This is a genomic window from Streptomyces sp. NPDC031132, assembly GCF_055570595.1.
This window is the reverse complement of sequence record NZ_JBVIGX010000005.1, coordinates 374,225-396,246: the sequence shown is the minus strand read 5'-3', so window position 1 is coordinate 396,246 and position 22,022 is coordinate 374,225. Positions and strand designations below refer to the sequence as shown.

Below are 22,022 nucleotides of genomic sequence, written 5' to 3'. Positions count from 1 at the left end.
CCCCCCCCCCCCCCCCCCCCCCCCCCCCCCCCCCCCCCCCCCCCCCCCCCCCCCCCCCCCCCCCCCCCCCCCCCCCCCCCCCCCCCCCCGCCCCGGAATGCCATAAGACTGCCGGGAAGCCCCCGATGGAACGGTCAAGGGGTTCGGGTTCGGACCGGGCCCGATCAGAGATGCCGCCCGGCAGCCCCTGCCATCCGGAGTCCGCGCACCAGGACCACCGAGCCGGGGGCCGGCCCGCAGGCGCGTCAGATCGCTACGCGCTTCTCATCTGCGGCGTCTGCCGGCCGTCTGTGTCGGTCAGCCCGGTGCGGCTGTTGGTCTGGCGAACTGGCCCGCCTGTCAAAACTCGTCGAGTCGCTGGAACGCCGGCGCCCGGCGCGTGAGCGCGAGGAGGTCCTCGGGCTCGTCCTGGGCGGCCCAGTGCTCCACGGCCGCGGTGAACGCGTCGAGTGCGGCGGCCGCCCGCAGTCGAACCTCCAGGCAACGCCGTCGTCCCCGGTACGGTCCTCACCCCCATGACCGCGACCATGCTCGCCGTGCTGGGGGTGCGGGAGGTCGTCGACTCGGCCATCCCGATGCCCCTGCACGGCCGTGCGGCCGAGGACCAGGTCGGCCCGCTCCTCGACTTCCTGACCTCGCCCGAGAACACCCATGTCACCGGTCAGATCGTCTTCGTCGACGGCGGCGCCGACGCGACGCTGCGGGGGAGGGGGCAGGGGACGCGCTCGCTGCTGCGCCGCTCCGTCGAGGCTCAGGCCTTCCCCGTCACCGGGTGATGAGCTGCGCTCTTCGTCCTCTGCATGAGGAGGGTGCGGCGCTACACCCGGCGTACTTCCACCCCCGACGCTTCGAATTCCGCCGTCACCGCGTCCGACAGGCCCGTGTCCGTCACCAGGACGTCCACCGAGCGGGTCGGGCAGATGCGGGCGAAGGCGCGGACCGCGAGTTTGCTGGAGTCCGCCGCGATGACCACCCGGCGGGCCCGTTCGCACAGCAGGCGGTTCATCGCGGCCTCGTCCTCGTGGCGGGTCGCCGCGCCGTCCGTCGGGTCGAAGGCATCCACGCCGACGACCGCCGTGTCCATCGTGAGCTGGCCGAGGACCTGCTGGGCCAGCGGGCCGGTCAGCTCGTACGACTGGGGGCGGGCGACCCCGCCCGTCAGGACGATCTTGAACTGCGGTCTGATGACGAGCTCGCCCGCGATGTTGAGCGCGTTGGTCACCACCGTCAGCGCCGGCGAGCCCGACGCCAGGTCGGGGCGGCCGGCCAGGGCGCGGGCCACCTCCGTGGTCGTCGTGCCGCCGGTCAGGCCGATCACCTCGCCCGGCGTGATCAGCCCCGCCACCGCCTCGCTGATGCGCTGCTTCTCCGCGGCGCGGCGGGACGTCCGGTAGCGCAGGGGGAGTTCGTACGAGACGCCGTGGACCACCGCGCCGCCGCGCGTGCGGACCAGCAGCTGCTGCTCGGCCAGCTGGTCGAGGTCGCGGCGGATGGTCGCGGCGGACACGCCGAGGGCCTCCGCCGCCGGCTCGACCTCCAGCTCGCCCCGCTCCACCAGCAGGTCCAGCAGCGTCTGCCAGCGCTCCTTGCGGGTCATCGATCCCACGGCGTTCGACCCCCTCGGGTGTGCTCCATCGGCCTACGCGTCGACATTAACTCAGGAGATCAACCCCTGAGGTGCTTGAAGTTGCGTGAAAAGGGCCGCTACCTTGCAGGAAACTGCACCCACCACGCCAGGGAGCCGCCATGAGCCACGTCGCGTACGAGTTGGGCACGCAGCCCGAGTGCTGGGAGCGGGCCGCCGAACTGGCCCTGAGTCAGCGGGCGTTGCTGCCGCAGCCGGGGGAGCGTACCGCGATCGTCGGGTGCGGGACCTCGTACTACATGGCCCAGGCGGCCGCCGCCCTGCGCGAGGAGGCGGGTCAGGGGGAGACCGACGCCTTCGCCGCCTCGGAGTTCCCCCCGCACCGGCGCTACGACCGGGTCGTCGCGCTGACCCGGTCCGGCACCACCACCGAGGTGCTGGACCTGCTGGCCGGGCTGCGGGACGCGGGTGTGCGGACGACCGCCGTCATCGGGGACCCGGCGACGCCCGTCATGACCCTCGCCGACGAGCTCGTCGTCCTCGACTTCGCCGACGAGCAGTCGGTCGTGCAGACCCGCTTCGCGACCACCGCCCTGACCCTGCTGCGCGCCCACGTCGGCCGGCACACCGCCGCGGCCGTGGCCGACGCGCGCACCGCACTCGCCGAGCCGCTGCCGGAAAAGGCCGCCGGCCGCGGCCAGTTCACCTTCCTCGGCCGCGGCTGGAGCGTGGGCCTCGCCCACGAGGCCGCACTGAAGATGCGCGAGGCCTCCCTGTCCTGGTCCGAGTCGTATCCGGCGATGGAGTACCGGCACGGGCCGATCAGCGTCACCGGGCCCGGCACCCTCACCTGGTCGCTCGGCGACGCCCCCGAGGGGCTCGCCGAGCAGGTGCGGGCCACCGGCGGCCAGTGGGTGGCCGGGCGGCTCGACCCGCTCGCCGAGCTGGTGCGGGTCCACCGGCTGGCGATCGCCGTCGCGGCCCACCAGGACCTGGATCCGGACCAGCCGCGGAACCTGACCCGCTCGGTGATCCTCACCGCCGGTGAGGAGGCGGTCCGATGAGCCTCGTCTCCGCCGGGACGCTCGTCCTCGAGGCGGCGGCCGCGGGCCGCGCCGTCGCCGCGTTCAACATCATCACCCTGGAGCACGCCGAGGCCGTCGTCGCCGGGGCGGAGCAGGCGGGCCTCCCGGTCATCCTGCAACTGAGCGAGAACGCCGTGAAGTTCCGCGGCGGTCAGCTGCTGCCCATCTCGCGCGCCGCCGCCGCCTGCGCGGAGGCCGCCGGGATCCCGGTCGGCCTGCACCTGGACCACGTCAAGAGCCCCGACCTGCTCCGGCAGGCCGCGGAGGCCGGGTTCAGCTCGGTGATGTACGACGCCGCGCAGCTCCCGTACGCGGAGAACCTGGACGCCACCCGCTCCGCGGCCGACTGGGCCCACGCCAACGGGCTGTGGGTCGAGGCCGAGCTGGGCGAGGTGGGCGGGAAGAGCGGCGCCGCGCCGCTGGATCCGCACGCGCCGGGCGCCCGTACGGATCCGGACGAGGCCCGCCGGTTCGTGGCCGACTCCGGTGTCGATGCGCTGGCCGTCGCGATCGGCAGCAGCCACGCGATGACCAGCCGCACCGCCGCGCTGGACCACGCGCTGCTCGCCCGGCTGGCGAAGACCGTGGACGTGCCGCTGGTGCTGCACGGCTCCTCAGGGCTGCCGGACGCGGAACTCGCGGCGGCGGTGGCGGGCGGCATCCGCAAGGTCAACATCGGCACCGCGCTGAACCTGGCCATGACCGAGGCCATCCGCACCCATCTGACCCCGGCGGACCCGCGCCCGTACCTGACGGCGGCCCGTACGGCGATGGCGGCGACGGCCGCGGCGATGATCACGGCGCTGAACTGACCGCGAATGCACAAAGGGTGGTAAATGCCCTGGACATTAGGGCGGCAAACCACCCTATCCGGTGGGTCGGAAGAACCGTTTGATCATGCGCGGAGCCCCCTAGCGTGATCAACGTCGCCTTCCGCGTCGCCATCCGAAAGGGATCACCCCCCATGCGCCTTCGCACCGCCGTGCTCGCCGCCGCCAGCGCCCTCACCCTCCTCGTCGCCGTCCCCGGCTCGGCCACTGCCGCCACGGGCGAGTTCGCGTACTCGTACGTCGGCCTGGACGGGGAGCCGCGACAGGAGCGGCTCATCGACCCGGAGAGCGACGGGTGCGTCGGCATCCCCGAGGTCGCCGACCCGAACTCCTCCGAGCCGGCCTTCTCCCCGCGCAACAGGACCGACGCCGTCGCACGGGTTTTCACCAACGCCGACTGCACGGGCGACCACTTCGACCTGCGCGCCTTCACCGGCCGCGGCTCGGACCGGCTCAAGCTGCGCTCGGTCGTCTTCCTCCCCTGACCGGGCCCGCGAGGGTCAGCGGGGGGTGAGCCGGGCCTGGTGGCACATGAGGGAGTGCCACCGGGCCCGGTCCGGTGTCGCGCCCCGGTCCAGGGTGCGGCGGGCCTCGATCGCGGTGACGTGGCGGTCGGTGGACAGGCACAGGAGGACGAACAGGCCGGTGTGCGTGGGCTCGACGGTCTCCTCGTAGTACCACTCGGCCGTGACGGTCCTCCGGTCGGCCAGGAACGGGCGCTGCAGGAAGTCCTGTACGTCGAGGGGGAAGTGTCCGAGCACCCCCTGGGCCTCAGGGGGGTCCAGGACCAGCCGCTCCACCGGTGCGCCGGGCCGGCCGGGCGCGGCCGGGCCGCCGCCCGCCTGTGCCGGCCGCCCGTCGAAGGAGCGGCTCAGCAGCGATCCGGGCTCCACCCGGACCCGCTCGCCCCGGTGTTCCTCCGCGCGGCCGTTGCGGTACACCGGCTGGACCCGGCACAGCCCCCGGTCTCCGAACACCACCGCGAACGGGGCGCCGTCTTCGTAGACCCGGGCCCACCACACCAGGGACCGGCCCGCCTTCTCGAGCGTCTTGGCCCGTACGTGGTCCGGCAGCAGCTCCCAACACCCCTCGCGGGCGGGGACCTCGGGGTCGACGGGCAGGACTCCCGGCTCGTGGATCTGGGTCACGCCCCCGGACTGCTCCGGCCGGGCGGCGGGGAGGCGGTCGGCGCGTACGCGGTCCGCGGGCGGGCGGTCCGCGGGCATCCGGTCTGCGGGCATCCGGTCCCGGTGCTCCGGCATCCGGTCCCGGCCGGCGAACTCCTGCTTCCAGGCCTTGTCCACGTGTCCCCCCGGTTCCTTGAACTCCCTTACCGCGCACGCTCATTGTCGGGTACGGGGGCCGCGCCCCGTCGGCGGTCGGCGCAATCGGCGGCCCGCGGGTCCTTCCCCCTTCTTGGAACACGTTCTACTCTGTGCGCCGCCACACAGCGACCGGCTGGACCGCGAGACACCCGGAGGGGCCGTGCACCTCGAATACACGCCTGAGCAGCAGCAGTTGCGCACCGAGCTGCGCGCCTACTTCGCCGAGCTGGTGCCGGAGGACGTCTACGCCCGCTACGAGGACCCGGCCGCGCAGAAGCGTTTCTACCGGGAGACCATCCGCCGGCTCGGCGCCGACGGCTGGCTCGGGGTCGGCTGGCCTAAGGAGTACGGCGGCCGCGGGATGTCCCCGATGGACCAGTTCATCTTCTTCGACGAGGCCGCGCAGGCCGTCGTACCGCTGCCGCTGATGGCGCTCAACACCGTCGGGCCGACCCTCATGCAGTTCGGCACCGACGAGCAGAAGGCGTACTTCCTGCCGAAGATCCTGGCCGGCGAGATCGACTTCGCCATCGGCTACAGCGAGCCGGACGCCGGCACCGACCTCGCCGCACTCAAGTGCAAGGCCGTCCGAGAGGGCGACGAGGAGAGCGGCACGTACGTGGTCGACGGGCAGAAGATCTGGACCACCAACGGCGACACCGCCGACTGGGTCTGGCTCGCCGTCCGCACCGATCCGGATGCCCCCGCGCACAAGGGGATCACCATGCTCCTGGTCCCGACCTCCGACCCCGGGTACTCCTGCACCCTGATCAACACCCTCGCCTCGCACGACACCACCGCCAGCTACTACGAGAACATCCGGGTCCCCGCGAGCCGCCGCGTCGGGCAGGAGAACAAGGGCTGGCGCCTGATCACCAACCAGCTCAACCACGAGCGCGTCACCCTGGCCGCGCACGGCACCATGGCCATTCGGGCGCTGCACGACGTACAGCGGTGGGCCGCCGGGACCAAGCTCGCCGACGGCCGCCGCGTCATCGACCTCTCCTGGGTCCGCGGCCGCCTGGCCCGCACCCACGCCCGGCTCGACGCGATGAAGCTGCTCAACTGGCAGATGGTCAACGCCGTCCAGGACGGCACCCTGACCCCGCAGGACGCCTCCGCCGTCAAGGTGTACGGCTCCGAGGCCCGCCGGGACGCGTACGCCTGGCTGATGGAGGTGGTCGGCGCGGCCGGCTCCCTCAAGGACGGCTCCGCCGGCGCGGTCCTGCACGGCGAGCTCGAACGCGGCTACCGCAGCGCCGTGATCTTCACCTTCGGCGGCGGCAACAACGAGATCCAGCGCGAGATCATCTCCTGGATCGGCCTGGGCATGCCCCGCGTCCGCCGCTGAAATGCGACGACGGGCGATGTCCCGGGCCGCGCTCGAGCGTGCCTCCTCCGATGAACACGGGGATCTCGAAGCGCTCCTACGGTGATCCGAACGCGGGCAGCGGTTCACGGCTGGCGTGCCAGGCGGGCGGGAGGGCGGCGACGCCCGTACGAGCGGCGATCACCCCGCCTGCGATGGCGCAGGTGGTGTCGATGTCGCCGCGCCCGGCGACGGTGGACCACAGGCCCTCGTGCAGGTCGTCGAGGTGTCCCGCCGCGCACCACAGGGCGTAGGGGACGGTGTCGGGCCCGGACATCCGGTAGCCGGAGCCCAGGACCTCCGCGGCGTGGCGGACGGAGGTGCGTTCCGGCATCCGCGCCGCGATCCGCACCCCGGACCGGACGTCGCCGACGGGGAGCCGTTCGGCGACGGCCCGGAGGAACTCCGGCCTCGCCGGAGCCGGCCCGCCCCGGCTGCGGGTGGCCAGCGCCGCGGCGAGGGCGACCGCAACCGCCCCGGAGACGGCCTCCGGGTGGTGGTGCGAGACCGCGCTCTGCCCGGCGGCCAGCTCGGCGACGGCATCGAGGTCGGCGGCGTGCCAGGCGCCGAGCGGGGCGACGCGCATGGCCGCGCCGTTGCCCCAGGAGCCCTGGCCGCCGAACTGTCCGGCGACCACCTCCCGCCAGGGCTCGCCGGCTCCGATCCGGCGGAGCACGTCGTGCATCGAGGCTCCGTAGCCGCGGTGCGTGTCGTCGGCGTAGGCCTCGGCCAGGCGCAGCGCGAGACGGTCCTGGTCCACGGTGCCGCCGCCCTCCGCGAGCTCCCTGACGAGGACCAGGGCCTGAGCGGTGTCGTCGCTCCACCGCCACACCGGCTCCGGGGGCAGGGTCCGGGCCTCCAGGACTGCCGGGCCTTCGCGGCGCAGGATGCCGAACCAGCGGTCACCGAAGGCATCACCGAAGGCGAGTCCGGACAGCGAGTCCAGCGCAGCGGCAGGTAGGTTGATCACCGGAGCAGTATGCGCAGGCGACGGCGCCTGCGGCACTCCGGTTTCGGCGCGGCCCGCCCCTGCTCAGTGCCCCGACGTCAAGAAGAGGCGACGCAACGGGCGATAATCATCAGGTGCCAATTCCGGATAATTGGCCACGAATTCCGGTACCCGCCGCATTGCCGCTCATCGAGTGGCTTTGCCCGCCCGGCCCGGCGTGCTGCGGCGGCGTTCCGAACCGGCCTTGTATCCCTTGAGCGTTACGCGAGGCGAGGGAAAGGCTGGAGACGATGGTTGGGCGAAGGAACTTCCTCATGGCCGGTGCGATGGGGGGTGCCGTCATGCTTCCGCGGGGTGCTCTGGGAACGCCGGCGCATGCATCGGACGATCGCGATCGCGATCACGGTCACCGTCACGGATCACGGTCTGCCGACACCGCGGTGCCGAAGACCCCTCCGCTGACGAAGTACGTGGACGCGCTGCCCATTCCGGTGACGGCCGTCCCGGACCCTTCCGTCTATCCGGGCGCCGACTACTACGAGTACACGATGCGGCAGGGCTCTTGGCAGTTCCACCGGGATCTCGGGCCGGCGACCGTCTGGGGTTACTGGGCCAAGAACCCGCACAGTCCTCGCAAGGCGATCGGCATGGGCTATCTCGGTCCGACGATCAGCGTCGACAAGGACCACCCGACCGTCGTCAAGTACCGCAACCACCTGCCGACCACCCACCTGTTCCAGTCCGTGATCGACAGCATCCGCACCGGGGACCCCCAGCTCACCCCGATCCCTCCGCCTCCCTACGAGCCCATGCTGCCGTTCCCCCCGAACGTCAACGTGTGGAACGTCGTGCACCAGCACGGCGGTTTCACGGCGCCGCAGTCGGACGGCATGCCGCTGCATTCGTTCAGCCCGGACGGCATCCACGCCGAGTCCTACACCACCCTGGACCCGAGCCGGGTCAAAGCCAACGAGGCGATCTGCGCCTACACCAACCACGAACGTTCGTCCCTGCTCTGGTACCACGACCACGGCATGGGGATGACCAGCCTCAACGTCTATGCGGGCCTGGCCGGTCTCTACGTCATCCGTGACCCGGAGGACGAGCAGCTCGGGTTGCCGCAGGGCGAGTTCGAAGTCCCGCTCATCCTGCAGGACCGGACCTTCAACCCGGACGGCTCGCTCGCCTACACGATGACCCTGCAGGAAGGCGAGGACACTCCGGTCGTCAACGGAAAGGCGTACCCGTTCCTGGCCGTCGAGCCGCGACGCTACCGGCTGCGCATCCTCAACGCTTCGAACGAGCGTTTCTGGCGGCTGAGGTTCGAGGCTCCCAGGGACGTGGTCCTCCAGCAGAACCTGCCGTTCTGGCTGATCGGCACCGACGGCGGCTTCCGTACTCCCTTGCAGATGCTGAACTTCCTGATCGGGCCGGCCGAGCGGTACGACCTGATCGTCGACTTCAGCCAGATGCCCATGGGCACGAGCATCACGATGACGAACTACCACGCGCCGGTCCACTACCCCGGCATGCCCGGCCAAGGACCGCAGATCTCGGAAATCATGCAATTCCGGGTCACCAAGCGACTGTCCGGAGGCCCGGACAGGAGCACCCCGCCCAAGGACCTCAAGCTGCCGACGGCCGAACCCATCGTGCCGAAGCCCGACACCCGCCGGCGGCAATGGGTCGTGTACCAGCACAAGCTCTTCAGCACCATGACGTTCAACGCGGTGCCGTTCATGGAGCCGTCGCAGGACTTCGTCAAGGCGGGCTCGACCGAGATCTGGGAGTACATCAATCCCAACCACGACGCCCATCCGATGCATGTCCACCTCGTCAACTTCCAGGTGTTGAACAGGCAGCCGATCGACGCAGCCGCCTATCAGGCGGATTACGAGAAGTGGATCGACGGTGGCCGCAAGCCGGAGGACATTCCGGTGCTGGAGAAGTACTTCACCGGCCCGGCGATTCCGCCGGACCCGGACGAAGCGCTGTCCGAGAAGGACACGGTCAAATCCTATCCGGAGACGGTGACCAGGATCATCTGCCGGGAATTCAGCCCGCCGACGGAAACGATCGCGTCGATTCCGGACAGCGGGACCGAGTTCCCGGCGACGTACATCCACCACTGCCACCTCCTCGAGCACGAAGACGACGACCTGATGCGCCCCTGGACCATCGTCCAGGACTGACGGTCGGCCGCGGGGGACGGCGCGGGTCGGGAAGTGGCCGGCGGGGTCGAGGCCGCTGCGCGCCGAACACCGCTGATCGGCATGCAGGGGCCCATCGGCCGGTGCTCCCCGTGGCCCGCCCGGGGCAGGCCTCCGTCAGGGCGCGCAGCGCGGCGGCGTCCTTCGCCGCATCCCCGAACCGTGCGCTCATGGGTCGACCTCGACTCTGGTCTTGACTGAAAATTCAGTCAAGGCGTGGATGGCGGGAAAGCCCTCGTCTCAGAGGTCGGCGGGCGGCCCGCCTCTGCGACGGGGTGGGGAGTGGTGGCCGGAGAGAGTCCCGGTACTGCTACCGGCCGGGCTGTGCCAGATGTCGGAGCTCGGCCGAGAGGGCCGTGGCCATCAGCTCGCGCGCGTGGGTCAGCGGCAGGCTGCCGCTGAGCCAGCGCGAGCTCAGGCCCTCCACGAGGGCCGTCAGTCGCTCGGCGGCTCCGGCGAGCGCCGAGGCACCCGCCATGGGCCGGACGCGGCCGAGGAGCTCGCCCACTTCCTGCACCCATACGAGCGTGGCGCGCGCCAGGTCCTCGCGCAGGTCAGGGTCGAAGACCGCACTCGCCCGGAGCTCTCCCCAGGCCGTGCTGTTCTCCCGTACCTCGGGGCTGTCCTGGAACTCGAGGAGGAGGGTCTCCTCCAGCTCGCCCTGGGCGTCGAGCGGGGGCGCGTCGGGCTCCCGCTCCGTGGTGTACCGTCCCGCGCGGTCGTTGATGAACTCCAGGGTCGCGCGCAGGATCCCGGCGCGGTCCTTGAAGTGGTAGTAGATCAACGCCGTGGACACGCCCGCCTCCGCGGCGAGTTCCTCCACGCGCAGGCCGCGCACGCCGCGACGGGCGATCACCCGCGCGGCCCCCTCCATGATTGCTGTTCGACGATCCGCCACAAGCCGACACCCTACCTGGGTACCCCTTGGCCCCCGTACGCCCCGGTCCGGCGAATTGACTGAATATCCAGTCAGTGCCACAGTGTGGCCATGTCACCGCAGGAGCCCTCGTCCCCTTCCTTCTCGTCCCGCCGCGCCGCCCTGCGCGCCTTCGCCGGCATTGGCGGCGCACTCGCCCTCGGAGCGGGAGCCGCCGCCTGTGCTCCTGCCGAGCCCGCCGATCTCGGGGCGGGCACCTCGACCGCCCCCGGCGCGGTGCAGCAGAAGCGCAGGTTCGGCGCCGAGTGGGAGGGCCACGCCCGGACGTTCATGTCCTGGCCCGCGCTGGAACGCGTCTGGTACGAGCAGCTGCCCGCGGTGCGGGAGGACATCGCGCGCACGGCCCGCGCGGTCGCCGCGTACGAACCCGTCGTGATGCTCGCCAGGCCCGACCAGCGGGCGGCGGCGCAGAAGGCGTGCGGCTCGCAGGTCGAGGTGGTCCCCCTCCCCGTGGACGACCTCTGGGCGCGCGACACCGTGCCGGTGTTCGTGGAGGAGCCCGGCAAGCTGCTCGGCGTCGACTTCAACTTCAGCGGCTGGGGCAACAAACAGGAGCACCGCAACGACGCCCAGGTCGGCCGCGCCCTGCTCGCCGAGTACGGAGTCGAGCGCGTACAGGCTCCGCTGGTCGCCGAAGGCGGCTCCTTCGAGACCGACGGCCAGGGAACCCTGCTGGTGACCGAGAGCTCGGTGGTCAACGGGAACCGCAATCCGGGCAAGAGCCGCGACCGGATCGAGGCCGAGCTCAAGAGCGCCCTCGGCATCGAGAAGGTGATCTGGCTCGCCGGCGTGCGCGGCCAGGACATCACGGACGCGCACGTCGACAGCCTCGTCCGGTTCACCGCCCCCGGCGTCGTCCTCCTCGACCAGGCGTTTCCCGGCACCCCGCCCGACGTGTGGTCGCGCGCGGCCGACCAGGCGCGGTCGGTGTTCAAGGAGGCGACCGACGCGCGCGGCAAGCGCCTCGAAGTCGTCGACCTGCCCCAGCCGGACCTCGACAGGATCACCGGTCGCGGCGACGCCTTCGTGTCCACCTACGCGAACTTCTACGTGGCCAACGGGGCCGTCTTCATGCCCCGGTTCGGGGATGCCAAGGCCGACGACCGGGCGAGGGGGATCCTCCAGGAGCACTTCCCCCGGCGGGAGATCGTGCCCGTGCAGATCGACACCATCGCGTCCGGCGGTGGTGGCATCCACTGCTCCACGCACGACCAGCCCGGCAAACCGGCCGCCTGACCCGTCGTACCCCTGCTCCGGTCCGCCGTGCCTCGGTAGGCTGGAGCAGAGGGCGGCCGAGCACCGTCCCGGCACGCGGCGCACGGGAGACGTACGGGAGTTACGGGCGATACGGGACGTACGGGAGGTACGGGAATGGCCGCAACCCGGGGGAGCGCACCGACACCGCCCGACCGGGGGAGCGCACCGGCCCCGCCCTGGGCCGACCCCGGGCTGTACGGGCCCGCGTCCGTCACCTGGCAGTGCCACGGCGACCCGATCATGTGGATCGCCGGAGTCCGCGCGCTCTACCTCCAGGCCCTGCACCCCCGCGCGGTCCGCGGGGTCCTCGAGAACAGCGACTTCCGCTCCGACGCCTGGGGCCGCCTCTTCCGCACCGCCGATTTCGTCGGCACCCTCACCTACGGCACCACCGAGGCCGCCGAGCGCGCCGGCGCCCGCGTCCGCCGGATCCACCGGAGCCTGTCCGCGACCGACCCCGCCACCGGCGAGCGGTTCCCCGTCGACGACCCCGAGCTGCTGCTCTGGGTGCATTGCGCGCAGATCGACAGCTTCCTGCACGTCCTGCGCCGCTCCGGCGTCCCCCTCACCGCCGCCCAGGCCGACCGCTACGTCGACGAGAACCGTGTCAACGCCCGCCTGGTCGGCCTCGACCCGGCGCAGGTCCCGGCCGACACGGCAGCCCTCGCCGCTTACTTCGAGAAGGTCCGCCCCGAGCTCGCCGCCGGACCCGACGCCCGCGCCGTGGTCGCCTTCCTGCGGAGCCCGCCCACCCCTGCCCTCCTCGTACCTGGCCGAAACCTGCTGTGGCGCCCGGTCGCGGAACTGGCCTACGGTTCCCTCCCCGGCTACGCGCACCGGCTGTACGGGCGGGCGGCTCCACCGGCACCCGTCATCACCCGTCGCCTGCGCCTCACCGGTACCCTGCTGCGCAGCATTCCCGCAGGTCTGCGGTGGCAGCTGCCGCCAGGTCACATCTTGAAAGCGATGCGCCGCATGGGCCCCGGCAGTCGCCCCTCGGCGTACACACTGCGTACATCAGCGGCCATACTGGACCGGCCGGGGAGGGCGTAGGACGTAGCACGACAACGGGGGCGGCTTTAAGACATGGCGGAGTCCAGACTGATCCAGGGCCGTTACCGGTCGCTCGATCTGATCGGGCGCGGCGGCATGGGCGAGGTGTGGCGGGCCCGGGACGAGTCGCTCGGCCGGCAGGTCGCAGTGAAATGCCTCAAGCCGCTCGGGCCCGAGCAGGACAACCACTTCACCCAGGTCCTGCGCGAACGCTTCCGCCGCGAGGCGCGCGTCGCCGCCTCCCTCCAGCACCGCGGCGTCACCGTCGTCCACGACTTCGGCGACGACAGCGCCGATGGCGGCCCGCTCTACCTCGTCATGGAACTCCTCGACGGCCGCAACCTGAGCCAGCTCCTGGAGGACAACGAGACGCGCCCGCTCCCCGTGGACGTGGTCGTCGACGTCGCCGAACAGCTGGCCGCCGCCCTCGGCTACACCCACGACCAGGGCGTGGTCCACCGCGATCTGAAACCGGCCAACATCATGCGGCTCACCGACGGCACGGTGAAGATCTGCGACTTCGGCATCGCCCGCCTCGCCCACGACATCGGCTTCACCGCCAAACTCACCGGCGGCGCCATGGCCATGGGCACCCCGCACTACATGTCGCCCGAGCAGATCGCGGGCGGCGAGGTCGACCACCGCAGCGACCTGTACTCCCTCGGCTGCGTCCTGTACGAGATCGCCACCGGCGCCCCGCCCTTCGACCTCGGCGACTCCTGGTCGGTGCTGGTCGGCCACCGCGACACCGCGCCCGTGCCGCTGCGCGAGCACCGCCCCGAGCTGCCCGAATACTTCCAGCAGGTGGTCCTGGACCTGCTGGCCAAGCGCCCCGAGGACCGCCCCGGCGACGCCCGCCACCTGCACCGGCGGCTCGTCGAGGACCGCCTCGGCCCCGGCGGCCTGCCCGGCGCCCAGGCCCCGCTGCCCGGCTGGGCCCGCGGCATGACCGCCGGCCGCAAGGCGGGCATCGACGCCCGCCCCGCCAGCGGCGCATGGGCCGTGCTCACCGGCTCCTGGACCGCCGGGCGCCCCAGCGGCGAGCACCGCATCCTGCGCCCGGCCGCCGCCGAGGACCCGCGGCTCACCGCGCCGTACGGCGTCCCGTACGCCTTGGGCTCCGACGGGACCGGCCTCGACGCGGCCGGCCCCGGCGCGCTCGCCGTCGGCCACAGCCGCGCCTTCGCCCTCAGCCGCGCGGGTCGGCCCGAGGAGGCTCTGGCCGCGTACGAAGCCGTCGCCGAGGGGCGCACCCGAATGCTCGGCGCCGACCACCCCGACACCCTCGCCGCGCGCCAGGAGGCTGCGTACGAACTGGGCCGGCTCGGACGCCACCGCGAGGCCCACGACGTCTACCGTGCGGTGCTCGTCGCCCGGGAACGCAGCGCCGGACCCCTCCATCCCGACACGCTGCGCTGCCGCCACAACCTCGCCTGCAGCCTCGGGGCGCTGGGCCGGTTCGCGGAGGCCCACCGCACCGCCGCCGAGGTCGCCGCCGACCGGGCGGCCGTGCTGGGCGCCGAGCACGCGGACACGCTGCTGACCCGGTACGAGGTCGCGTACGCGCTGGGCCGCCTCGAGCGCTGGCAGGAGGCCCTGGACGGATTCCGGCAGGTGGCCGCCGTACGGGAGCGGGTGCTGGGACGGGACCATCCCGACACCCTCGCCGCCCGCTACGAGGTCGGCATCGCGCTCGGCCGGACCGGGTACGCCGCCCAGGCCCTGGACCTGTTCCGGGGCCTGGTCCGCGACCGCACCCGGGCGTACGGGGCCGGGGACCCCGAGACGCTCCGCGCCCGGCACGTCCTCGGCGTCAACCTGGGCCGGCTGGACCGCTGGGAGGAGGCGGTGGCCGAGGCCCGGCAGGTCGCCGCGGCGCGGGCCAAGGCGCTCGGCGCCGAGCACCCGGACACCCTCGTCAGCCGCCGCGAACTCGCCGTCGGGCTGGGCCGGCTGGGCCGCTGGGACGAGGCCCTGCCCGTCTACCGGGAGCTGTCCGGCATCCGCGAACGCTCCCTCGGCGACGAGCATCCGGACACGGTGGCGGCCCACGCCGACGAGGCGCACTGTCTGGAGCGGCTCGGCCAGGTGTGTTACCAAGAGCCATGACGAGCTTCGGGCACGATGTATACGACGACGTGATCGTTGGCGGCGGGCACAACGGACTGGTCGCCGCCGCGTACCTGGCCCGGGCGGGCCGTTCGGTGCTGGTCCTGGAGCGGTTGGGGAACACCGGCGGCGCCGCGATCTCCACCCGCCCCTTCGTCGGAGTCGACGCCCGGCTCTCGCGCTACTCGTACCTCGTGTCCCTGCTCCCGGCGAAGATCGTGCGCGACCTGGGGCTGAACTTCGCCGTCCGCAAGCGCACCGTCTCCTCGTACACCCCCTTCGAACGCGACGGCCGGCCCGGCGGGCTCCTCGTCGGCGGCGGAGAGGCCCGTACCCGGGAGTCCTTCGCCCGGCTGACCGGTTCGGAGCGCGAGTACGAGAGCTGGCGCGCCTTCTACGGGCGGACCGGGCAGCTCGCGCAGAAGGTGTTCCCGACGCTGACCGAGCCCCTGCCGACGCGGGCGGAGCTGCGGGCCCGGATCGACGACGAGGCGGCCTGGCGAATGCTGTTCGAGGAGCCCCTCGGGCGGGCCGTCGAAGAGCACTTCGCCGACGACCTGGTGCGGGGCGTGGTGCTGACGGACGCCCTGATCGGCACGTTCGCGGACGCGCACGACGCCTCGCTCGCGCAGAACCGCTGCTTCCTCTACCACGTCATCGGCGGCGGCACGGGGGACTGGGACGTTCCGGTCGGCGGGATGGGCGCGCTCACCGACGCGCTGGCGGCGGCGGCCCGGGCGGCCGGGGTCGAGATCGCGACCGGGCACGAGGTGCTCCGGATCGAGACGGACGGGCGGTCTCCGGTCGAGGTGACCTTCCGTACGGCGACCGGCGAAGGGCGGGTCGTCGGACGGACCGTGCTGGTCAACGCCTCACCGCGGGCTCTGGGTGAACTGCTGGGGGAGGCGGAGCCGGCGCCCCCGGTCGAGGGGGCTCAGCTCAAGGTCAACATGCTGCTGCGGCGGCTGCCGCAGCTGCGGGACACCTCGGTCGACCCGCGCGAGGCCTTCGGCGGCACCTTCCACATCGCCGAGGGGTACGCGGAGCTGGCGCGTGCCTACGCCGAGGCCGCCACCGGCGAACTGCCGTCCGTACCGCCCTCGGAGATCTACTGCCACTCGCTGACCGACCCCTCGATCCTCGGGCCGGAGCTCGTGGCGCAGGGGTACCAGACGCTCACCCTCTTCGGCCTGCACACCCCGGCCCGGCTGTTCGAGAAGGACAACCAGGGGGCGCGCGAGGTGCTGCTGACCGGCACGCTCGCCCAGCTGGACGCGCACCTCGCCGAGCCGATCACCGACTGCCTGGCCTTCGACGCGGACGGGCGGCCCTGCATCGAGGCCAAGACACCGCTGGACCTGGAGCGCGAACTGCGGCTGCCCGGCGGGCACATCTTCCACCGGGACCTGTCGTGGCCGTACGAGGAGGGCCAGGGCGCGGCGGGCCGCTGGGGGGTGGGGACCCCGTACGCCAACGTCCTGCTGTGCGGCGCGGGCGCCGTGCGCGGGGGTGGCGTCAGCGGGGTCCCCGGCCACAATGCGGCGATGGCCGTCCTGGGGCACTGACCGCAGTTACGCGGCGGGCCCGGCGGGCTCGATGACGACGATCGGGATCTCGCGGTCCGTCTTGGTCTGGTACTCGTCGTAGTCGGCCCAGTGCTTCACCATCACGGGCCAGTACGCGGCGCGCTCCGCGGGGGTCGCCGTGCGGGCCGTGCCCTGGAGCACCTTCGGGCCGACCTGGATGCGGACCTCGGGGTGGGCCGTCAGGTTCTTGTACCAGAGCGGGTGCTCGGGGTCGCCGCCCTTGGAGGCGACGACGAGGTAGCGGCCGTCGGCCTCGCCGTAGATCAGCGGGGTGCGCACGGGGTTGCCGGAGACCCGGCCCACGGTGGTGAGCAGCAGGGTCTGGGTGCCGTTCCAGTGGTGGCCCTCGGCCCCGTTGGACGCGACGTACTGCTTGACGTGGTCGAGCTGCCAGGTGCCCTGCTTGGGGTCCTTCGGGTGGTCCCAGTCGATCACGGGGTTCGCCATGGCCTGTACCTGCCTTCGCTTGCTGAGCTGCCGGGGGTTGATCAGTCAACGAAACTCAACGACTGCCAACGCCGCCGGGCACGCCTTTATGCCAGCATCGGATCATGATCGCCGAACTCCAGTGTGTGGTGTTGGACTGCCCCGATCCGCTGCGGCTTGCCGAGTTCTACCGGGCGGTGCTGGGTGGCGCCGTCAACCGGCCGGACCCGCGGTGGTCGGTCGACGAGGAGTGGGCGACGCTGCACGCCCCGTCGGGTCTCGTGCTCGCCTTCCAGCGGGTGGCGGACCACCGGCCGCCGCGCTGGCCGGACCCCGCCCACCCCCAGCAGTTCCACCTGGACTTCGGCGTGCCGGACCTGGACCGGGCGCAGGAGCAGGTGCTGGCCTGCGGAGCGACGCTGCTGGACGCCCGCGCCGACGCCGCCCCCGACGGCTGGCGCGTCTACGCGGACCCGGCGGGCCATCCCTTCTGCCTGGTCCGCCACGGCTGACGTCCTCGGGGAAACCTCCTCGGGGACACCGCTAGTCCGTCGAGCGGGTCCAGCCGACGGCCTCGAGGCGGCAGGCGTCGGCGGGGCGGTCCTCCGCGAAGAGGAGGCGGGCCGGCTCCGCGACGCGTACGACGTCCACGTACACCCCGCGGCCGACGTAGCGGCCGGTCGCGGTGTGGCGGAAGCGCAGGCGCACCGGGCGGCCGGCCCACGCCGCGAGCGGGGCCTCGAGGCGGTGCCAGATGCGGCCGGACCAGCCGCCGACACTGCCCTGCGGCCACTGCTCGGGGGAGCCGCCCGTGGACCGCAGGGTGGTGAACGGCAGCGGCTCCCAGGTGTCCCCGTCGGCCGAGGCCTCCAGGTGGAGGGCGCCCTCGCCGGGAACGGTGTCCCACCACACGGCGCAGCGCAGCCGGGCGGCGGCCGTGGCCGGGGTCAGCGGGGGCAGGGTGAGCGTGCCGGACCCGCCGGTCTCCATGCCGGAGTACCAGGCGGGGCCGCCGTGCTTCGTACGGACCGGGACGGCGCGGGAGAAGCGGTTGCCGACCGCGACCCGCGGCGCGCTGCCGGCCCGCCAGGTGCGTACGGGGTGGACTGAGTTGCCGAGCAGGATCAGGAAGGAGTCGGTGGAGGGGTCCAGGACCAGGGAGGTGCCGGTGAAGCCGGTGTGCCCGGCGGAGTGCGGGGTGGCCATGGCCCCCATGTACCAGTGCTGGTAGAGCTCGAAGCCGAGGCCGTGGTCGTCGCCGGGGAAGGCGGTGTTGAAGTCGGTGAAGAGCAGTTCCACGGAGGCGGGGCGCAGGATGCGCCGGCCGGCGTAGACGCCGCCGTCGAGGAGGGTGCGGGCGAGGACGGCCAGGTCCCAGGCCGTGCCGAAGACGCCGGCGTGACCGGCGACGCCGCCGAGGGCGTAGGCGTTCTCGTCGTGGACCTCGCCCCAGACCAGCCCGCGGTCCAGGCCCGACCAGGGCGGCCGCTGCACCTCCGTGGCGGCGGTGACCCGGCGCCAGGAGAGCGGCGGGTTGTAACGCGTGCGGTGCATCCCGAGCGGAGCGGTGATCTCGTCGTGGAGCAGGAGATCCAGAGTGTGACCGGTGATCCGCTCCAGGAGCAGCTGTAGCGCTATGAGGTTCAGGTCCGAGTACCGGTACACCGTCCCGGGGGTCTCCTGCGGGCGCACGGCCCACAGCATCCTCAGCTGCCCCTCGCGCGTGGACTGCTGGTAGAACGGCGCCCAGGAGCGCAGCCCCGAGGTGTGCGTGAGCAATTGGCGGACCGTGATCAGCTCTTTGCCGCCGCCGGTGAACTCGGGCAGGTACCGGTCCACCGGAGCCTCCAGCTCCAGGTGACCGCGCTCCATCTGCTGCACGGCCAGGAGCGAGGTGAACAGCTTGGTCAGCGACGCCAGGTCGAAGACGGTGTCCTCGGCCATCGGGATGCGCTGCGCAGCCGGGAACTCCCGGACCCGGTCGGTGCGGCCGTCGTAGTCCGCGTACCGGACCGCCTCGCCCATCGCACGGTGCAGGGCGATCGTGCGGCCCCGGCCGGCGAGCAGCACGGCCCCGGCATAGTAAGGGTGTTCGGGGGAGGGGCCGAGGAACCGCCGGGCCTCGTCGGCCGCCTCCTCCAGGTGTTTCTCGACAAGCCCCGCCTGGCGGGCGGAGCCGTACCGCAGGCGCAGCCCCTGGAGGGCGCGCCGCTCGGCCGGGTGGCCCGCGGCCCCCGCGGCCCCGGGCAGTGCGGCATGCAGGACGAGCACCCCGCCGAGCGCCAACAGCCGCGCCCCGAGCCGCCGCCGGCTCATCCCGCCCCCCGCCGTGCCCCCCGCCGTGCCCCCCGCCGTGCCCCCCGCCGTGCCCGCTGGCGCGCCCGGCTCCTCCGGGCCGCCCGGGCCTCTGCGGCGCGCCCCTTCGTCCCCCGTGTGCTCCTCCATCAGCGGCCTCCTGTTCGCCGAATCGCCCTCCCGAAGTATCTGCCCGCCGGCACGGCGGGGCCCGCACCGACCGGCCCGTAAAGAATCTGACGACGCATCAGAAAACCTCTTCCCTCGGCCGCCGGGCTGCGGCATGCTGCCGCCCATGGAGACGGAGCTGAGCAAGAAACTGGGAGTCGAGCACGCCATCTTCGGCTTCACGCCCTTCCCGGCGGTCGCCGCGGCGATCACCCGCGCGGGCGGATTCGGCGTCCTCGGCGCCGTCCGCTACACCGCCCCCGACGACCTCAAACGCGACCTCGACTGGATGCAGGAGCACACCGACGGCAAGCCGTACGGCCTCGACGTCGTCATGCCCGCCAAGAAGGCCGTCGACGGCATCAGCGAGGCCGACATCGAGGCGATGATCCCGGCCGGCCACCGCGAGTTCGTGCGCGACACCCTCGCCAAGCACCACGTACCCGAGCTCGCCGAGGGCGAGGCCTCGGGCTGGCGGATCACCGGCTGGATGGAGCAGGTCGCCCGGGGCCAGCTCGACGTCGCCTTCGACTACCCCATCAAACTCCTGGCGAACGCGCTCGGTTCCCCGCCCGCCGACGTCATCGCGCGCGCCCACGACCACGGCGTCCTCGTCGCCGCCCTCGCCGGCAGCGCCAAGCACGCCCGCCGCCACGCCGAAGCCGGCATCGACATCGTCGTCGCCCAGGGCTACGAGGCCGGCGGCCACACCGGCGACATCGCCACCATGGTCCTCGTCCCCGAGATCGTCGAGGCCGTCGCCCCGCTCCCCGTCCTCGCCGCCGGCGGCATCGGCAGCGGCGAGCAGATCGCCGCTGGCCTGGCCCTCGGCGCCCAGGGCGCCTGGCTCGGCTCCCTCTGGCTCACCACCACCGAGGCGGACCTGCACTCCCGCGCGCTCACCGAGAAGCTCCTGGCGGCCGGATCCGGCGACACCGTCCGCTCCCGCGCCCTCACCGGCAAGCCCGCCCGCCAGCTCCGCACCGAGTGGACCGACGCCTGGGACGACCCGGACGGTCCCGGCGCGCTGCCGATGCCGCTGCAGGGGCTGCTGGTCGCCGAGGCCGTCTCCCGGATCCAGAAGTACGAGGTCCAGCCGCTGCTCGGGACGCCCGTCGGCCAGATCGTCGGCCGGATGAACTCCGAACGCAGCGTCCAGGCCGTCTTCGACGAGCTCACCGGCGGCTTCGAGCGCGCCATCGACCGCATCAACCGTATCGCCGGCCGCGTCGGAGAGGTGTGACCAGCATGAGTGACCAGCCCCCCAACGGCTTCTGGGCCCAGGCCGCCGCCGACCCCGAGCGCACCGTCCTCGTCACCCCCGAGGGCGAGGAGTGGAGCGCCGGCCGGCTGCACGGCGACGTGAACCGCCTCGTCCACGGACTGCGCGCCGCCGGCCTGGAGGAGGGCGACGTCTTCGCCGTCGTCCTCCCCAACGGCGTCGAGTTCATCACCGCCTACCTCGCCGCCTCCCAGGCCGGGTTCTACCTCGTCCCGGTCAACCACCACCTCGTCGGCCCCGAGATCGCCTGGATCGTCTCCGACTCCGGCGCCAAGGTGCTCATCGCGCACGAGCGCTTCGCCGACGCCGCCACCGCCGCGGCCGACGAGGCGGGCCTGCCCGCGAGCCACCGCTACGCGGTCGGAGCGGTCGCCGGCTTCCGTCCGTACGCACAGCTCCTCGGCGGACAGCCCGCGACACCGCCCGACGGGCGCACGCTCGGCTGGGTCATGAACTACACCTCCGGCACCACCGGCCGCCCGCGCGGCATCCGCCGCCCGCTGCCCGGCAAGCTCCCGGAGGAGACGTACCTCGGCGGCTTCCTCGGGATCTTCGGCATCCGCCCGTTCGACGGCAACGTCCACCTGGTGTGCTCGCCGCTCTACCACACCGCCGTCCTCCAATTCGCGGGCGCCTCCCTGCACATCGGGCACCCGCTGGTCCTGATGGACCGCTGGACGCCGCAGGAGATGCTGCGGCTCATCGACGGCCACGCCTGCACGCACACCCACATGGTCCCGACGCAGTTCCACCGGCTCCTCGCGCTCCCGCAGGAGACGAAGGACGCGTACGACGTCTCCTCGATGCGGCACGCGATCCACGGGGCCGCACCCTGCCCGGACCACGTCAAACGAGCGATGATCGACTGGTGGGGCACGTGCGTGGAGGAGTACTACGCGGCCAGCGAGGGCGGCGGCGCGTTCGCCACCGCCGAGGACTGGCTGAAGAAGCCGGGAACGGTCGGCAAGGCCTGGCCCATCAGCGAGCTCGCCATCTTCGACGACGACGGCAACCGGCTGCCGCCCGGCGAACTCGGCACCGTCTACCTGAAGATGAACACCGGCGGCTTCAGCTACCACAAGGACGAGGGCAAGACGAAGAAGAACCGCATCGGCGACTTCTTCACGGTGGGCGACCTCGGGCTGATGGACGAGGAGGGGTACCTCTTCCTGCGCGACCGCAAGATCGACATGATCATCTCGGGCGGTGTGAACATCTATCCGGCCGAGATCGAGTCGGCCCTGCTCACCCATCCGGCGGTCGCCGACGCCGCCGCCTTCGGGATCCCGCACGCCGACTGGGGAGAGGAGGTGAAGGCGGTCATCGAACCGGCCGAGGGCTTCGTGGCCGGGGACGCCCTCGCCGCGGAGATCCTGCACCACTGCGAGCGGCAGCTGGCCGGCTTCAAGCGGCCGAAGTCGGTCGACTTCATCGAGACGATGCCGCGCGACCCGAACGGCAAGCTGTACAAGCGAAGGCTGCGCGATCCGTACTGGGAGGGCCGCGAGCGCGCGATGTGAGCGATCCCCTGCGTGGCGGAGAGGGACGCCGGCCCG

General features: G+C 72.6%; 19 protein-coding genes. 13 read left to right on the top strand and 6 right to left on the bottom strand.

Annotated elements, in window-relative coordinates:
• The first annotated feature begins 449 nt into the window (after positions 1-449).
• Positions 450-776, top strand: a complete 327-nt coding sequence (locus tag ACZ49B_RS11215; protein ID WP_468303358.1) for an SDR family oxidoreductase — start codon at positions 450-452, stop codon at positions 774-776.
• A gap of 41 nt (positions 777-817) precedes the next feature.
• On the opposite strand, the gene ACZ49B_RS11210 is transcribed toward ACZ49B_RS11215, so the two are convergent.
• Entirely contained in the window at positions 818-1,597 is a 780-nt protein-coding gene (locus tag ACZ49B_RS11210; protein ID WP_468303431.1) for a DeoR/GlpR family DNA-binding transcription regulator, read from the bottom strand.
• Between the two features lie 149 nt (positions 1,598-1,746).
• Here ACZ49B_RS11210 and ACZ49B_RS11205 point away from each other — a divergent pair, with 149 nt between their 5' ends.
• From ACZ49B_RS11205 to ACZ49B_RS11195, 3 genes are all read left to right on the top strand, one after another.
• Entirely contained in the window at positions 1,747-2,649 is a 903-nt protein-coding gene (locus tag ACZ49B_RS11205; protein ID WP_468303355.1) for an SIS domain-containing protein, read from the top strand.
• The gene (locus tag ACZ49B_RS11200; RefSeq protein WP_468303352.1) at positions 2,646-3,482 is read left to right on the top strand and encodes a class II fructose-bisphosphate aldolase; all 837 of its coding nucleotides are present in this window, start codon (positions 2,646-2,648) and stop codon (positions 3,480-3,482) included. Before ACZ49B_RS11205 ends, ACZ49B_RS11200 begins: the two co-directional genes overlap by 4 nt.
• A gap of 152 nt (positions 3,483-3,634) precedes the next feature.
• Positions 3,635-3,985 (top strand): hypothetical protein, encoded by a 351-nt coding sequence (locus tag ACZ49B_RS11195; protein ID WP_468303350.1) that lies wholly within the window; start codon positions 3,635-3,637, stop codon positions 3,983-3,985.
• Between the two features lie 15 nt (positions 3,986-4,000).
• Here the strand turns inward: ACZ49B_RS11195 and ACZ49B_RS11190 are convergent, their stop codons facing one another.
• Positions 4,001-4,804, bottom strand: a complete 804-nt coding sequence (locus ACZ49B_RS11190; protein WP_468303347.1) for a hypothetical protein — start codon at positions 4,802-4,804, stop codon at positions 4,001-4,003.
• 181 nt (positions 4,805-4,985) lie between these two features.
• Between ACZ49B_RS11190 and ACZ49B_RS11185 the strand changes: the two genes are divergently transcribed.
• Positions 4,986-6,176, top strand: coding sequence for an acyl-CoA dehydrogenase family protein (locus ACZ49B_RS11185; RefSeq protein ID WP_468303345.1), 1,191 nt, complete (start codon positions 4,986-4,988; stop codon positions 6,174-6,176).
• A 76-nt stretch (positions 6,177-6,252) separates the two neighbouring features.
• On the opposite strand, the gene ACZ49B_RS11180 is transcribed toward ACZ49B_RS11185, so the two are convergent.
• A complete protein-coding gene (locus tag ACZ49B_RS11180) occupies positions 6,253-7,161 on the bottom strand; it encodes an ADP-ribosylglycohydrolase family protein (RefSeq protein ID WP_468303428.1) in 909 nt (302 codons plus the stop codon).
• A 422-nt stretch (positions 7,162-7,583) separates the two neighbouring features.
• Between ACZ49B_RS11180 and ACZ49B_RS11175 the strand changes: the two genes are divergently transcribed.
• The gene (locus ACZ49B_RS11175; RefSeq protein WP_468303342.1) at positions 7,584-9,335 is read left to right on the top strand and encodes a multicopper oxidase family protein; all 1,752 of its coding nucleotides are present in this window, start codon (positions 7,584-7,586) and stop codon (positions 9,333-9,335) included.
• 328 nt (positions 9,336-9,663) lie between these two features.
• Here ACZ49B_RS11175 and ACZ49B_RS11170 read toward each other — a convergent pair whose 3' ends face one another.
• A complete protein-coding gene (locus ACZ49B_RS11170) occupies positions 9,664-10,227 on the bottom strand; it encodes a TetR/AcrR family transcriptional regulator (RefSeq protein ID WP_468303339.1) in 564 nt (187 codons plus the stop codon).
• Between the two features lie 114 nt (positions 10,228-10,341).
• On the opposite strand from ACZ49B_RS11170, the gene ACZ49B_RS11165 reads away from it, so the two are divergent.
• From ACZ49B_RS11165 to ACZ49B_RS11150, 4 genes are all read left to right on the top strand, one after another.
• Complete coding sequence (locus tag ACZ49B_RS11165) at positions 10,342-11,526, top strand: agmatine deiminase family protein (protein WP_468303336.1); 1,185 nt, start codon at positions 10,342-10,344, stop codon at positions 11,524-11,526.
• 135 nt (positions 11,527-11,661) lie between these two features.
• A complete protein-coding gene (locus tag ACZ49B_RS11160; RefSeq protein ID WP_468303334.1) occupies positions 11,662-12,600 on the top strand; it encodes an oxygenase MpaB family protein in 939 nt (312 codons plus the stop codon).
• 33 nt (positions 12,601-12,633) lie between these two features.
• Positions 12,634-14,709, top strand: coding sequence for a serine/threonine-protein kinase (locus ACZ49B_RS11155; protein ID WP_468303331.1), 2,076 nt, complete (start codon positions 12,634-12,636; stop codon positions 14,707-14,709).
• Positions 14,706-16,274 (top strand): phytoene desaturase family protein, encoded by a 1,569-nt coding sequence (locus tag ACZ49B_RS11150; protein ID WP_468303328.1) that lies wholly within the window; start codon positions 14,706-14,708, stop codon positions 16,272-16,274. Before ACZ49B_RS11155 ends, ACZ49B_RS11150 begins: the two co-directional genes overlap by 4 nt.
• Positions 16,275-16,280: 6 nt before the next feature.
• Here ACZ49B_RS11150 and ACZ49B_RS11145 read toward each other — a convergent pair whose 3' ends face one another.
• Positions 16,281-16,742: a nitroreductase family deazaflavin-dependent oxidoreductase gene (locus ACZ49B_RS11145; protein WP_468303325.1), complete on the bottom strand. Its 462-nt coding sequence runs from the start codon at positions 16,740-16,742 to the stop codon at positions 16,281-16,283.
• A gap of 104 nt (positions 16,743-16,846) precedes the next feature.
• On the opposite strand from ACZ49B_RS11145, the gene ACZ49B_RS11140 reads away from it, so the two are divergent.
• A complete protein-coding gene (locus ACZ49B_RS11140) occupies positions 16,847-17,233 on the top strand; it encodes a VOC family protein (protein WP_468303323.1) in 387 nt (128 codons plus the stop codon).
• A 31-nt stretch (positions 17,234-17,264) separates the two neighbouring features.
• Here the strand turns inward: ACZ49B_RS11140 and ACZ49B_RS11135 are convergent, their stop codons facing one another.
• Positions 17,265-19,037 (bottom strand): serine hydrolase domain-containing protein, encoded by a 1,773-nt coding sequence (locus ACZ49B_RS11135; RefSeq protein ID WP_468303425.1) that lies wholly within the window; start codon positions 19,035-19,037, stop codon positions 17,265-17,267.
• A gap of 274 nt (positions 19,038-19,311) precedes the next feature.
• On the opposite strand from ACZ49B_RS11135, the gene ACZ49B_RS11130 reads away from it, so the two are divergent.
• Together ACZ49B_RS11130 and ACZ49B_RS11125 are read left to right on the top strand one after the other, a co-directional pair.
• On the top strand, positions 19,312-20,427 hold the full coding sequence (locus ACZ49B_RS11130; protein ID WP_468303320.1) for an NAD(P)H-dependent flavin oxidoreductase: 1,116 nt from the start codon (positions 19,312-19,314) through the stop codon (positions 20,425-20,427).
• A 5-nt stretch (positions 20,428-20,432) separates the two neighbouring features.
• The gene (locus tag ACZ49B_RS11125) at positions 20,433-21,986 is read left to right on the top strand and encodes an acyl-CoA synthetase (protein WP_468303318.1); all 1,554 of its coding nucleotides are present in this window, start codon (positions 20,433-20,435) and stop codon (positions 21,984-21,986) included.
• The last annotated feature ends 36 nt before the right edge of the window (positions 21,987-22,022 follow it).